The organism is Thalassovita mangrovi (assembly GCF_009857745.1).
Classification (GTDB): Bacteria; Pseudomonadota; Alphaproteobacteria; order Rhodobacterales; family Rhodobacteraceae; genus Thalassobius; species Thalassobius mangrovi.
In genome coordinates, this window is the sequence record NZ_WWEN01000003.1 from 23,191 (window position 1) to 35,892 (window position 12,702).

A 12,702-nucleotide genomic window follows, 5' to 3' on the forward strand; every position below is an offset into this window, starting at 1 on the left:
AACGCCATGCCCCTTGAGCTTGTCACCATCCCCTGTCTCAAGGACAATTACGCCTATCTGGTGCATGACGCCGAAAGCGGCGAAACCGCCGTGATCGACGTGCCCGAGGCCGGGCCGATTTCCGCCGCGCTGAAGGAACGGGGCTGGACGCTCAGCCATATCCTGCTGACCCATCACCACTGGGACCACATCGATGGGGTGGCCGACCTGCTGAAGGATCACCCCGCGAAGGTGATCGGGGCGGAGGCCGACGCGCACCGCTTGCCGCCGCTCGACATCGCGGTGGCCGAGGGCGACACGCTGAGGATCGGCGGCGAGCCGGTGCAGGTGATCGACGTGTCGGGCCACACGGTCGGCCATATCGCGTTCTATTTCGCCGACAGCAAACTGGCCTTCACCGCCGACAGCCTGATGGCTTTGGGTTGCGGTCGGCTGTTCGAGGGCACCCCGGACCAGATGTTCGACAGCCTGTCGAAACTGGCCGCCCTGCCCGCCGATACGCTGATCTGCTCGGGTCACGAATACACCCAATCGAACGGGAAATTCGCGCTGACCATTGATCCCGACAATCCGGCGCTTATCTCTCGTATAGAGCAGGTCCAAAAGGCGCGTGCAGAAGGCAAGGCAACGGTCCCCAGTCTGTTATCGGAGGAACTGGCGACCAATCCTTTCCTGCGCTGCAACGATCCCAAGGTGAAGGCCTCGGTTGGCATGATCGATGCACAACCTTCTTCAGTCTTCGCCGAGATCAGGAAGCGCAAGGATAGTTTCTGAGCGCACGCCCAGCGGATCGGCAAACGGACGTTTTGTGAGGTTACACCGGTAGAAAACACTTGAAGCCGCCGCCATATCGACCAAACTTTAATCCTAACAGGTGATGGTCGGACGGACGTTGTAGGTTACAGGCTTCGATTTTTTCGACCCAACTATGGAAGGAGCACTGCCGTGCCTTCATTCTCGAATACGCTGGAACAGGCAATTCATGCCGCGCTGGCCCTGGCCAATGCGCGCAAGCACGAATTCGCCACGCTGGAACATCTGCTTCTCGCCCTGATCGACGAGCCCGATGCCCTGCGCGTTCTCAAGGCCTGTTCGGTGGATACCGAGGAACTGCGCGGCACCCTGATCGAATTCGTCGATGACGACCTGTCCAACCTGGTCACCGAAATCGACGGGTCCGAAGCGGTGCCCACCGCCGCCTTCCAGCGGGTGATCCAGCGCGCCGCGATCCATGTCCAGAGCTCGGGCCGCACCGAAGTGACCGGCGCCAACGTGCTGGTCGCGATCTTCGCCGAGCGCGAATCGAACGCCGCCTATTTCCTGCAAGAACAGGACATGACCCGCTATGACGCGGTCAACTTCATCGCCCATGGCGTGGCCAAGGATCCGTCCTATGGCGAAACCCGCCCGATCACCGGATCGGACGATGCCGAGGACGAAGGCCCGCAAAGCACCGGGCCGGAAACCATCGATCCCAAGGAATCGGCGCTCGGCAAGTATTGCGTCAACCTGAATGTGAAGTCGCAGCAGGGCGATATCGACCCGCTGATCGGCCGCCAGCACGAGGTGGATCGCTGCATCCAGGTGCTGTGCCGCCGCCGCAAGAACAACCCGCTGCTGGTCGGTGACCCGGGCGTCGGCAAGACCGCCATCGCCGAGGGCCTGGCGCGCAAGATCGTCGCCGGCGAAACGCCCGAGGTCCTGGCCCATACCACCATCTATTCGCTCGACATGGGCGCGCTGCTGGCCGGCACCCGTTACCGCGGCGATTTCGAGGAACGGCTGAAGGCGGTGATGACCGAGCTGGAAGAACACCCCGACGCGGTGTTGTTCATCGACGAGATTCACACCGTGATCGGCGCAGGCGCCACCTCGGGCGGCGCGATGGATGCGTCCAACCTGCTGAAACCCGCGCTGCAGGGCGGCAAGCTGCGCTGCATGGGGTCGACCACCTACAAGGAATTCCGCCAGCATTTCGAAAAGGACCGCGCGCTGTCGCGCCGGTTCCAGAAAATCGACGTGAACGAACCGTCGGTGGAAGACGCGGTGAAGATCCTCAAGGGCCTGAAACCCTATTTCGAAGATCACCACGGCATCAAGTTCACCAATGACGCGATCAAGGCGGCGGTTGACCTGTCGGCGCGCTATATCAACGACCGCAAACTGCCCGACAAGGCGATCGACGTGATCGACGAAGCCGGCGCGGCGCAGCACCTGGTCGCCGAATCCAAGCGTCGCAAGACCATCGGCGTCAAGGAAATCGAGGAAGTGGTCGCGAAGATCGCCCGCATCCCCCCGAAGAACGTGTCGAAGGACGATGCCGAGGTTCTGAAAGACCTGGAAAAATCGCTCAAGCGCGTGGTGTTCGGCCAGGACAAGGCCATCGAAGCGCTGGCGAGCGCGATCAAGCTGGCCCGCGCCGGGCTGCGCGAACCGGAAAAGCCGATCGGCAACTACCTGTTCGCGGGCCCGACCGGCGTCGGCAAGACCGAGGTGGCGAAACAACTGGCCGATCAGCTGGGCGTGGAACTGCTGCGCTTCGACATGTCGGAATACATGGAGAAACACGCGGTATCCCGCCTGATCGGCGCGCCTCCGGGCTATGTCGGTTTCGACCAGGGCGGCATGCTGACCGACGGCGTCGACCAGCACCCGCATTGCGTGCTGCTGCTTGACGAGATCGAAAAGGCGCACCCGGATGTCTACAACATCCTGCTGCAGGTGATGGATCACGGCAAGCTGACCGACCATAACGGCCGCACGGTGGATTTCCGCAACGTGATCCTGATCATGACCTCGAACGCGGGCGCCGCGGAACAGGCCAAGGCCGCCATCGGGTTCGGCCGCGACCGCCGGACCGGCGAGGATACGGCGGCAATCGAACGCACCTTCACGCCGGAATTCCGCAACCGTCTGGACGCGGTGGTCAGCTTCGCGCCGCTGCCGAAGGACGTGATCCTGCAGATCGTCGAAAAATTCGTGCTGCAGCTCGAGGCCCAGTTGCTGGACCGCAACGTGCATATCGAACTGACCAAGCCCGCCGCCGAATGGCTGGCCGACAAGGGTTACGACGACAAGATGGGCGCCCGCCCGCTGGGCCGCGTGATCCAGGAACACATCAAGAAGCCGCTGGCCGAGGAATTGCTGTTCGGCAAGCTGGCCAAGGGCGGCCTGGTCAAGGTCGGCGTCAAGAACGGCGAGATCGAGCTGCGCATCGAAGGCCCCGGCCAGCCCCGGCTGTCCGGCGACAAGCCGCCGCTGCTGACCGCGGACTGATGAAACCCGGCCCGATTATTCTGGCCCTCGCCCTCGCAGCGACATCCGCTGCGGGGGCGCCGCTTTTTCAGTGGCCGGTCGACTGCACCCTGGGCGACGATTGCTATATCGAGGATTACGTCGATCACGACGCGGACACCGGCGAAATCCGCGATTTCGCCTGCGGCATCAAAACCCGGGACGCCCATAAGGGCACCGATATCGCGCTGCTGTCCTTCGACGAAATCGACACCGGCGTCACCGTCCGCGCCGCCGCCTTCGGCCGGGTCGAGCGCATCCGCGACAGCATGGCCGACGACCGCCTGATGCGCGGGGTCACGTCGCAAAACGCCTGCGGCAACGCGGTGCTGATGACCCATGGCGACGGCTGGCAAACGCTGTACTGCCACATGAAACTAGGGGCGATTTCGGTGAAACCGGGCGACGTACTGCAACCGGGCGACCCATTGGGGCTGGTCGGGCTTTCTGGGCAGACCAACCACCCGCATTTGCATTTCCAGGTCATCAAGGACGGCAAGATCATCGATCCCTTCGATGCCAGTGCGGAGGCAGGCGAAAGCTGCGGCGATCCGGTGGAAACGCTGTGGGCCGACCCGGCGGAATATGATCGCACCGGGCTGCTGACCGCGGGCTTTGCCGACAAGGTGCCCTCGATGCAGGCGGTGCGCTCTGGCGCGGCCCGGCTGGAGGACGCGAAGGCAGACGCGCCGCTGGTCGTCTACACGCTGGCGGGCGATGCCGAACCGGGCGATCTCCTGACGCTTTGGGCGACGGGGCCGCAGGGCGAAGTGTTCCGCCAGCAAATCCCGCTCGACGATCCGCAACGCGCCGTGATGCGCGCCATCGGCCGCAAGGCTCCCGCCGGGGGATGGCCGAAGGGCGCCTATCAGGGCGAGGCGCTGCTGAGCCGCGACGGCGCGGTGATCGCGCATCGCTTTGCCCATGTGACGGTGGAGTGAAGACCCGGTTTTGAACGCGGAGGGAACCCGGCGCTCGCGCGCCGGGCTTGGGGGCCAGCCCCCAAACCCCCGAGGTATTTCAGCCAAGATGAAACGGGAAATCGCCGCGTGTCCGGCGTGGCGCAGGCATGCCGCGATGCCGGAGGGCGCTCTACCGCTCGGTCAGCTTCAGCTCGATCCGGCGGTTCTGCGCCCGGGCCTCATCTGTATCGTCGGTGTTGACCGGCTGGTACTGGCCGAACCCATTGGCGCTCAGCCGTTCGGGCGGGATGCCGAGGTTCTGCACCATGAAGCGCACCACCGACAGCGCCCGCGCCTGGCTGAGTTCCCAGTTGTCGGCGAATTCCGCCCCCGGCCAGATCGGCCGGTCGTCGGTATGGCCGTCGACCCGGATGATCCAATCGATTTCTTTCGGAATATCGGCCGAGATGTCGCGCAGGATCGAGGCCACATTGGCGATCTGCGCCGCGCCCCCTTCGGACAGGTCGGCGCTGCCCGAAGCGAACAGGACCTCGGACGAGAACACGAAACGGTCGCCGACGATGCGGACCCCTTCGCGGTCGCCCAACAATTCGCGCATCCGGCCGAAAAATTCGCTGCGGTAATTCTCCAGGTCCTTCTTTTCGGCCTCGAGCCGCTGCTTTTCCTCTTCCAACCGCAGCCTTTCGGCCTCTTCCAGCTGCCGCCGTTTGCGTTCCTCGGCCGCCGCACGGGCCAGCGCCGCGTTCAGGTCGGAGCCCAGGGATTCGATCCGCACCTTGGCCGAGACATCGCGTTCCTTGTAATCGTCCAGCAGCGCCTGGAGGCTGCCCAACTGGGTCCGGAGCGCCGCGATTTGCTGGTTCAGCAGGGCCTGCTGGCGCTGCGCCTCGGTCGAGATGGCCTTTTCCTGCGACAGCGCCTCGTTGGCTGCCGCCGCCAGCGCCGCCTGCCGCTCGGCCTCGCTCAGGTTTTCGCCGGCCGCCTGTTCGGCGGCCAGCTTCGCCGCCAGCGCCTCGGCCAGACGCTGTTGCAGGGTTTCCTTATCCGTGGCCAGCGCCGCCTCGGCCTCGCTCAGCCTGGTGCGCAGGTCGGCAATCGCCTGTTCGCCACCCTCCGCCCGGGCCAATGCCGTCGCGAGTTTCGCGGTCAGGTCCTTGCTGGCCACATCGGCGGCGGCCAGCAGCGTCAGGGTCTCCTCGGCCTTGCGGCGCTGTTCCTCCAACGCCAGCGTCATCGCGGTCAGTTCCGCATCCGCGTTTTGCAGCTTCTCGCGCAGCGCCTCGGCCGCAGCGGCCTCGGCAAGGCGGGCCTTTTCCTCCTCGCTGAGCGCGTCTTCCAGCTCCCCTACCCGCGCAGTCAATCCTGCATTGGCGGTCTGGGCCTCGGCATTCTGAGCCTGCAGGTCGGCGATCAGCGCCTCCAGCGCTTCGCGTTTCGCGGCGGCCAGACGGGCGGCTTCGGCACCCGCGTCGATTTCGTCGCGCGCCTGCGCCAGGGCGAGGTTCAGCGCCTCGCGCTCATCGATCAGCCCGGCGCGTTCCTGTTCCAGAGACGCGACAGCGCCCAGGGCCTCGTCGCGCTGCGCCAGGAGTGACGCGACCTGCGCCTCGAAATCGGTGATCTTCAGATTGGCCGCGTCCAGCGCCGCCGCCGTGCTGTCGCGTTCCGCGGTCAGCGATGCGATCAGCGCCTCGCGCGCATCCGCCTGTTGTCGTGCCGCCGCCAGCGTCGCGTCGAGCTCGCCCACCCGTTCGGTCAGTTCCGCGCTGCGCCGCTTTTCCAGCCCCAGGGCATCGGCCAGCGCCGCCACCTCGGCCGACAGCGCGTCGAGCTTGCTTTCCTGTCCCGAGATCGTTTCGCGCAGCACGAACTGCACCACCATGAAGATGGTCAGCACGAACATCAGCACCAGCAGAAGGCCGGTCATCGCATCCACGAAACCGGGCCAGATCGAGCTTTGGAAACGCTGCCCGGTGCGGCGCGACAGGGCCATGATCAGCCCTCCCTGTCCCGGGTCCGGGCGCTACGCAGGGTGGGAAGGTCGGCCTCGGCGATGCGGCCCTGGGCCACCAACCGGGTCAGAGAGGCGATGTCCATCCGCAGCTCGGCCATGGTTTCCTGCCGCCCGGCGCTGATTTCTTCGAGGATGCGCAGCAATTGCACGTCGATCGAGCGCAGCCGCATCCGGCTTTCGGCATCCATGCCTTCGCCGACCTCGCGCTCGCCAAGCACCTCAACCAGCCGTTCCTGCCCCTCGGCCACCCGCTCCAGCGCATCGTTCACCGGGCGGTTGCCCGCCAGCCGGTCGGTCAGCCGTTCGATGGAGACGGCCAGGCTGCTCAGTTTGTCGTCGACGCTGGCACGGCCCGCTTCGGAATGCTCGAACAGCTGCCGCATCCGGTCCATCTGTTCCAGCATGTGATCGAGGATCTGCGTCGCGGCGGAAAATTCGCCGCCGCCATCGGTTTCGCCCGAGGAAAAGCCCAGCCGGGTGATCGAGGACAGCCATTCTTCCAATTCGCGGTAGAACCGGTTCTGGCCATGTCCGGCCAGCAGTTCCAGCAGCCCCACCACCAGCGACCCGGCCAGACCCAGCAGGGACGAGCCAAACGCGACGCCCATGCCGCTGAGCTGCGCGTCAAGCCCGCTCATCAGCCGGCCGAAGGTTTCGACGCCGCTTTCGCCCTCGGCCGGGGCCAGGCTGCGAATGGTGTCGACCAGCGCGGGTACCGTGGTGGCCAGACCGTAAAACGTGCCCAAAAGCCCCAGGAAGATCAGCAGGTTGACGATATAGCGGGTGATTTCGCGCGCCTCGTCGATCCGGGTGGCGACCGATTCAAGGATCGACTGGGTCGAGGAGGAACTGATCTGCATCTGCGCGTTGCGGCTGCGCAGCAGCGTCGCCAGCGGCGCCAGCAGCCGCGGCGCGCGCAGGTATTCCTGTTCGGTATCGCCGGAAACGAAGTTTTCGATCCAGCGGACCGAACTGAACAGCTGCACCATCTGCCAGAAACAGGCGATGACCCCCATCGCGAAGACGAACAGGATGAACCCGTTGAGATAGGGGTTGGCCTCGAACACCGGCAGGATCCGCGGCAGCGCCAGGACGACGACGAAGCCGCTCAGGCCAAGCACCAGAAGCATCAGCAGAATCTGGCGGACAGGTGGTGAAAATTGCGGCTCCGCCTCGCGGTCCGTCTGTACCATTCGGACAGATCCCCGGCTTTGTTTTGGTTGCCGGAACCTTAGTCCGGGAAACCCTTGAAGCCAAGGACTTATGCGCGGATACCGCGTACCCGCTCGCTCAGCCAGTCCAATTCGGGATCACGAATTCCCAGCTCGTGCAAATGGGTGGCGGTGTTGTACAGATATTCGGCATTCGGGCCACGCCCGCCATGGGCGCGGGCGATCACCCGGGCCTGATCCTCAAGCGCCATGCCGCCGCAATACTGCACGTGGCCGGGATCGATGACATAGGTCACCGCCTCGACCCGGCGGCCATCTGCAAGATCGATCTGCAGCTGTTTTTCCAAGTAGGCCGAACTGATCAACTCGCGTTCGCGCAGGTAGTCCAGCACGCGGGTCTCCTGCTCGGGATACACCGCCAAGGCCAGCCCGTTGCAATGCACCGCCTCGGCCTCGTCCAGCGCCAGGACCAGGCCCGGTTCTTCCTCGGTGCCGCGATGGTGGATCGACCACATGCAGAAACTGCGGTGATATCCGGGCAGCCGCGCCAGCACGCGTTCGGCCGGGTCGAAACCCGGGTTCCAAAGCAATGACCCATATCCGAAAACCCACATCGTCATGCCGCTGGTCCTTTCACCCTGTCCCTTGTAAACACCAGACCGTGCAGAAGGAAAAGGGGTGCGCGGGTGAAACGGTTGTTGATTGCCATCCTGGTCGCGGCCGGGCTCTGGGCCGGCTATTGGGTGGTCGGGTCGCGCGGGGTCAAATCGGACTATAGCGACTGGTTCGACGCGCGCCGGGCCGAGGGCTGGTCGGCCGACTATTCCGACCTGGCGGTGCGCGGTTTTCCCAACCGGTTCGACACCACCTTCACCGATCTGGTGCTGGCCGATCCGACGACCGGATGGGCCTGGCAGGCGCCGTTTTTCCAGGTGTTCCGGCTCAGCTACAAACCCAACCATGTCATCGCGATCTGGCCCGATCAGCAGCTGATCGCGACGCCGGGCGACAAGTTCGACCTCAGCAGCGCCCGGATGCAGGCCAGCCTGGTGACCGATCCCAAATCCAACCTGACGCTGAACCGCGCCAACCTGGTGGCCGACACGCTGCAGATCGCGCAGCGCGGCCATGACGCCACCACGATGACCGCCCTGCACGCCGCCGTGCAACGGCAGGTGGGCGAGACCGCGCTGTATCGCGTCGCGCTGGCCGCCGACGACCTGGCGCCGTCGTCGCGGTTCCGTACCCTTGTACAGAGCGACGGGCTGCCCCGCACCCTGTCGGCCTTCAGCGCCGATCTTCAGGTCGGTTTCGACCGACCCTGGGACCTGAGCGCGATCGAGCAAAGCCGCCCGCAGCCGCGCCGCATCGACGTCAAGCTGGCCGAGGCGAAATGGGGCGATCTGGAACTGGCGCTGGCCGGGGAACTGGACATCGACGATCAGGGCCGCCCCAAGGGCCGCCTGACCGTCAAGGCGCGCAACTGGCGCGAGATGCTGAACATGGCGGTGGCCGCAGAGGCGATTTCGCAGGGTTTCGCCGATCAGCTGGAAAGCGGGCTGAACCTGATCGCCGGGCTGGCGGGCAATCCCAAGACGCTCGACATCCCGCTGGATTTCCGCCGCGACCTCGTCTTCCTCGGCCCGGTGCCGATCGGCGCGGCGCCACTGCTGCGGCTGCGTTAAGAACCGCCCTGACGGCATCGCCCGCGCGCGCGGGCGACATTCGCGGGCGCGCGCCCGCGACCCGCTCCCCAAACGGCCCGAAAACCTGCCCTCCGCAGCCTAGCGGCAATAGGGCCCGCTGCGATAGCGCGCGGTGTCGAAATGGAAATGATCGCGGTGATAGCGGTCGCTTTCTGGGCTCAGAACCGTGCCGAAGGGACCGCAGGCCGCCTTGTGCATCTTGCGCAATATCCGGCCCGGCTTGCGCTTGCCCCAGTCCTTCAGGACCGAGATTTCCTTGCCATTCTTCAGCGTCACTCCGCCGATATCGATGGCCCGGCCCTTGCCGTGTTCGGAAATCCGCGCGCCCTTGCGGTTGTTACGGGTGCGGCAGGAATAGCTGGCCATCACCCGCAGCTCCGCCACGCCGCCGCCATGCCGCCCGACGGCGGGCATCACGCCCTTTTCCACCCATGTCTTCAACGCCTTGGCGGTGGTGCAATCCGTCACCGCCGGCTGGCTGAGCGCCACGCCGGACACTTGCCGCAGGCGGATCGCCTCCTGCACGCCGCACCCGGACAGCTTGCCCGGCACGTATCCGACCGGTTCGCCGACCAGCTTGGGATCGTTGCAGACCGTGCCGCGGCGGCGGTCCTTGCGCGACTGGATCGCGTCGCTGAATCCGCTGTCGTCCCGGGTTCTGGGCCGCAGCAATTGCAGAAGCCCCTTGCGGTCTTTTTGTTCCGTTTGCGGCTGCACGCCCAACACGCGCGGGGTGACGTCGGCGATGATCGCCTGCGCCAGATCGCCCCGGGCCACCGGACGCAGCGACGTTCCCGGCGGGTTGGCAGCGGCCGCTTGGGCCAGTGTCACGCCGATGAGGAACGCCACGATCCGTTTCATTCTTTCGCCTGCACCCTGCCGAAATCCGGGGCTTCGGTATCCTGCCCCGCTTCGATGATACCACGGCGGATCGCCCGGGTGCGGGTAAAATAATCGAACAATTCGTCGCCGTCGCCGGTGCGGATCGCCCGCTGCAGCGCGAACAGTTCCTCGGTGAAGCGGCCGAGGATTTCCAGCGTCGCGTCCTTGTTGGTCAGGAACACGTCGCGCCACATGGTCGGGTCCGAAGCGGCGATCCGGGTGAAATCGCGAAACCCGGCGGCGGAATACTTGATGACTTCCTGGTCCGACACCCGGCTCAGGTCGTCGGCCACGCCCACCATCGTATAGGCGATGAGGTGCGGGATATGGCTGACCACGGCGCAGACCAGATCGTGGTGTTCGACCTCCATCCGTTCGCAATTGGCGCCAAGCGCCTGCCAGAACCGTTCCAGCCTTGCGGTCGCCTCTTCGTCGGCACCGTTGGGCACGATCAGGCACCAGCGGTTGTCGAACAGGGTGGCGAAACCGGATTCGGGGCCGGAATGTTCGGTCCCCGCCATCGGGTGGGCGGGCACGAAATGCACTCCCTCGGGGATATGCGGGCCAACCGCCTCGATCACCGATTTCTTCACCGATCCCACGTCGCTGACAGTGGCGCCCGGTTTCAGATGCGGCGCGATTTCGGCGGCGACCGCCCCCATCGCGCCAACCGGCACGCAAAGCACCACCAGATCGGCATCCTGCACCGCCTCGATCGCGCTGTCGCAGACCTTGTCGCACAGCCCGATCCGGCGGGCGGTGTCGCGGGTTTCCTCTGACCGGGCATAGCCCGTCACTTCCCCCGCCACGCCCGCGCGTTTCATCGCCCAGAACATCGAACTGGCAATCAGCCCCAGTCCGATCAGCGCCACGCGGTCGTAGATCGGGGTCATGCCCCGCCCTCCTTGAACTGCCCGATGGCATGGGCCACGCGGCGGCAGGAAGGTTCATCGCCGATGGTGATGCGCAGGCAATTGGGCAACCCGTAACCGGCCACCTTGCGCACGATCAGCCCCTGGGATTTCAGATAGGCGTCGCAGGCATCGGCCTCGCCCTGATCGGCGAACCGTGCCAGGATGAAATTGGTGTGCGATTCGTCCGCCGCCACGCCGTGTTTTTCCAGCGCCCCGATCAGCCAGGACCGCAGCCGCGCGTTTTCCGCCCGGCATTTTTCGGTATAGGCGGTGTCGCGCAGCGCTGCCTCGGCGGCGGCCAGCTGCACGGTGGACAGGTTGAAGGGCTGGCGCACCCGGTTCAGCACATCGATGATGTCGCGCGGCGCATAGCCCCAGCCGATCCGCAACCCGCCCAAGCCATAGATCTTGGAAAAGGTGCGGGTCATGATCACGTTTGAGCGGCTCGCCACCAGCGACGCGCCGCCGTCATAGCCCAGTTCAAACTCGGCATAGGCGCCGTCCAGAACCAGCAACGCCTGCTCCGGCAGCCCGTCGGCCAGCCGCGCGCAGTCGTCCAGATCGATCATCGTGCCGGTCGGGTTGGCCGGGTTGGCGATGAACACGATCCGGGTCTTGTCAGTGCAGGCCGCCAGGATCGCGTCGACATCCACCACCCGGTCCTTTTCCGCCACCATCACCGGGGTTGCACCGCAGGCATGGGCCAGGATCGGGTACATGGAAAACCCGTGTTCGGTATAGATCACCTCGTCGCCCGGTCCGGCATAGGACTGGGTGACGAATTGCAGCACCTCGTCCGATCCCACGCCGCAAATCACCTGATCGGGATCGATGCCGTGGGCTTCGCCGATTGCCGCGCGCAGCCCGGCATGGTCGGTCGCCGGATAGCGATGCAGTTCATAGGTCGCGCGGCGGGCAGCCTCGATCGCGGCGGGGCTGGGCCCGAACGGGTTTTCGTTCGAGCTGAGCTTCACAACATCGGACACGCCTTCGACATGGGCCGCACCACCGACGTAAAGCGCGATTTCCATGATGCCGGGCTGGGGCGTGATCTTGGTCATGTTCGTGTCTCCTTCGGCTTTCCATACCAAAGCCGCTTCGGAAAGGGGAAGATCGAAACCGCCCGGCGAGCACGCCGGGCGCGTCTCATTTTAAAGGCGTTGCCGAACTGCCATGCCCTCAGGCCTTCTTCGACCGTGCCGACAGCCAATCCATCGCCGCCATCAGCACACCCGAGGCCACGAAGACCAGGTGAATGGTCACCAGCCAGGTCAGTTCACGGTCGCCGAACACCTCTTCGGCGGACGCCTGACCGATTTCCATGAACCGCTTCAGCAGGTGAATTCCCGAGATCGCGACGATCGAGGCGATCAGCTTCATCTTCAGCCCGCCGAAATCGACGGTGCCCATCCAGCTGGGCCGGTCCACCGTATCGCCGATATCGAGCTTGGAGACGAAGTTTTCATAGCCCGAGAACAGCACGATCAGCAAAAGGTTCGCCGCCAGCGTCAGGTCGATCAGCGTCAGCACCACCAGGATCGACTTGTCGACGCTCATGGTCAGGACCTGCGGCACGTAATAGGCCAGTTCGCGCACGAAGATGACGGTCAGCATCGCCAGCGACACCGCAAGCCCCAGATACATCGGCGCCATCAGCCAGCGCGAGGCGAACAACCCCTGTTCGAATTTCCGTTCCAACGCAGGTTTCTGCGACATGTGTTTTCTCCACTCTGCTCAACTCAATAACGGCTTGCTAGTCCGGGCGGCGCCTTGCGCCAATGCGACCAACTGCGCATA

11 protein-coding genes are annotated in these 12,702 nt (G+C 65.0%); 4 read left to right on the forward strand and 7 right to left on the reverse strand.

Annotation, left to right across the window (positions count from 1 at the left end; genetic code table 11):
• Nucleotides 1–6 precede the first annotated feature (6 nt).
• The 3 genes from gloB to GR167_RS06710 all read left to right on the forward strand — a co-directional run bounded on the left by gloB (nt 7) and on the right by GR167_RS06710 (nt 4,235).
• The gene (gene gloB, locus GR167_RS06700; protein ID WP_160972701.1) at nt 7–774 is read left to right on the forward strand and encodes a hydroxyacylglutathione hydrolase; all 768 of its coding nucleotides are present in this window, start codon (nt 7–9) and stop codon (nt 772–774) included.
• Between the two features lie 171 nt (nt 775–945).
• Nucleotides 946–3,276 (forward strand): ATP-dependent Clp protease ATP-binding subunit ClpA, encoded by a 2,331-nt coding sequence (gene clpA, locus GR167_RS06705; protein WP_160972702.1) that lies wholly within the window; start codon nt 946–948, stop codon nt 3,274–3,276.
• Nucleotides 3,276–4,235, forward strand: a complete 960-nt coding sequence (locus GR167_RS06710) for a M23 family metallopeptidase (RefSeq protein WP_160972703.1) — start codon at nt 3,276–3,278, stop codon at nt 4,233–4,235. The genes clpA and GR167_RS06710 overlap by 1 nt, the downstream gene beginning before the upstream one ends.
• A gap of 151 nt (nt 4,236–4,386) precedes the next feature.
• Here GR167_RS06710 and GR167_RS06715 read toward each other — a convergent pair whose 3' ends face one another.
• The 3 genes from GR167_RS06715 to GR167_RS06725 form a co-directional block, all read right to left on the reverse strand.
• A complete protein-coding gene (locus GR167_RS06715) occupies nt 4,387–6,210 on the reverse strand; it encodes a peptidoglycan -binding protein (RefSeq protein ID WP_160972704.1) in 1,824 nt (607 codons plus the stop codon).
• 2 nt (nt 6,211–6,212) lie between these two features.
• The gene (locus GR167_RS06720; RefSeq protein WP_160972705.1) at nt 6,213–7,424 is read right to left on the reverse strand and encodes a biopolymer transporter ExbB; all 1,212 of its coding nucleotides are present in this window, start codon (nt 7,422–7,424) and stop codon (nt 6,213–6,215) included.
• 68 nt (nt 7,425–7,492) lie between these two features.
• Nucleotides 7,493–8,023, reverse strand: a complete 531-nt coding sequence (locus tag GR167_RS06725) for a gamma-glutamylcyclotransferase (protein WP_212769875.1) — start codon at nt 8,021–8,023, stop codon at nt 7,493–7,495.
• A 66-nt stretch (nt 8,024–8,089) separates the two neighbouring features.
• On the opposite strand from GR167_RS06725, the gene GR167_RS06730 reads away from it, so the two are divergent.
• Nucleotides 8,090–9,088 (forward strand): DUF2125 domain-containing protein, encoded by a 999-nt coding sequence (locus GR167_RS06730; protein ID WP_370741260.1) that lies wholly within the window; start codon nt 8,090–8,092, stop codon nt 9,086–9,088.
• Between the two features lie 99 nt (nt 9,089–9,187).
• Here GR167_RS06730 and GR167_RS06735 read toward each other — a convergent pair whose 3' ends face one another.
• The 4 genes from GR167_RS06735 to GR167_RS06750 form a co-directional block, all read right to left on the reverse strand.
• Nucleotides 9,188–9,970 carry an extensin-like domain-containing protein gene (locus GR167_RS06735; protein WP_160972706.1) on the reverse strand — a complete coding sequence of 261 codons (783 nt, stop codon included), beginning with the start codon at nt 9,968–9,970 and terminating at the stop codon, nt 9,188–9,190.
• Nucleotides 9,967–10,884, reverse strand: a complete 918-nt coding sequence (locus GR167_RS06740; protein ID WP_160972707.1) for a prephenate/arogenate dehydrogenase family protein — start codon at nt 10,882–10,884, stop codon at nt 9,967–9,969. The genes GR167_RS06735 and GR167_RS06740 overlap by 4 nt, the downstream gene beginning before the upstream one ends.
• Nucleotides 10,881–11,966 carry a histidinol-phosphate transaminase gene (hisC, locus tag GR167_RS06745; protein WP_160972708.1) on the reverse strand — a complete coding sequence of 362 codons (1,086 nt, stop codon included), beginning with the start codon at nt 11,964–11,966 and terminating at the stop codon, nt 10,881–10,883. The genes GR167_RS06740 and hisC overlap by 4 nt, the downstream gene beginning before the upstream one ends.
• Nucleotides 11,967–12,084: 118 nt before the next feature.
• The gene (locus GR167_RS06750; protein WP_160972709.1) at nt 12,085–12,621 is read right to left on the reverse strand and encodes a TIGR00645 family protein; all 537 of its coding nucleotides are present in this window, start codon (nt 12,619–12,621) and stop codon (nt 12,085–12,087) included.
• Nucleotides 12,622–12,702: the final 81 nt, after the last annotated feature.

What these genes read in the sequence shown, in the direction of transcription:
- gloB (WP_160972701.1), top strand. Translation starts at nt 7, where the DNA reads ATGCCCCTTGAGCTTGTCACCATCCCCTGTCTCAAGGACAATTACGCC.
- GR167_RS06710 (WP_160972703.1), top strand. Translation starts at nt 3,276, where the DNA reads ATGAAACCCGGCCCGATTATTCTGGCCCTCGCCCTCGCAGCGACATCC.
- GR167_RS06715 (WP_160972704.1), bottom strand. Translation starts at nt 6,210, where the DNA reads ATGGCCCTGTCGCGCCGCACCGGGCAGCGTTTCCAAAGCTCGATCTGG.
- GR167_RS06720 (WP_160972705.1), bottom strand. Translation starts at nt 7,424, where the DNA reads ATGGTACAGACGGACCGCGAGGCGGAGCCGCAATTTTCACCACCTGTC.
- GR167_RS06725 (WP_212769875.1), bottom strand. Translation starts at nt 8,023, where the DNA reads ATGACGATGTGGGTTTTCGGATATGGGTCATTGCTTTGGAACCCGGGT.
- GR167_RS06735 (WP_160972706.1), bottom strand. Translation starts at nt 9,970, where the DNA reads ATGAAACGGATCGTGGCGTTCCTCATCGGCGTGACACTGGCCCAAGCG.
- GR167_RS06740 (WP_160972707.1), bottom strand. Translation starts at nt 10,884, where the DNA reads ATGACCCCGATCTACGACCGCGTGGCGCTGATCGGACTGGGGCTGATT.
- hisC (WP_160972708.1), bottom strand. Translation starts at nt 11,966, where the DNA reads ATGACCAAGATCACGCCCCAGCCCGGCATCATGGAAATCGCGCTTTAC.
- GR167_RS06750 (WP_160972709.1), bottom strand. Translation starts at nt 12,621, where the DNA reads ATGTCGCAGAAACCTGCGTTGGAACGGAAATTCGAACAGGGGTTGTTC.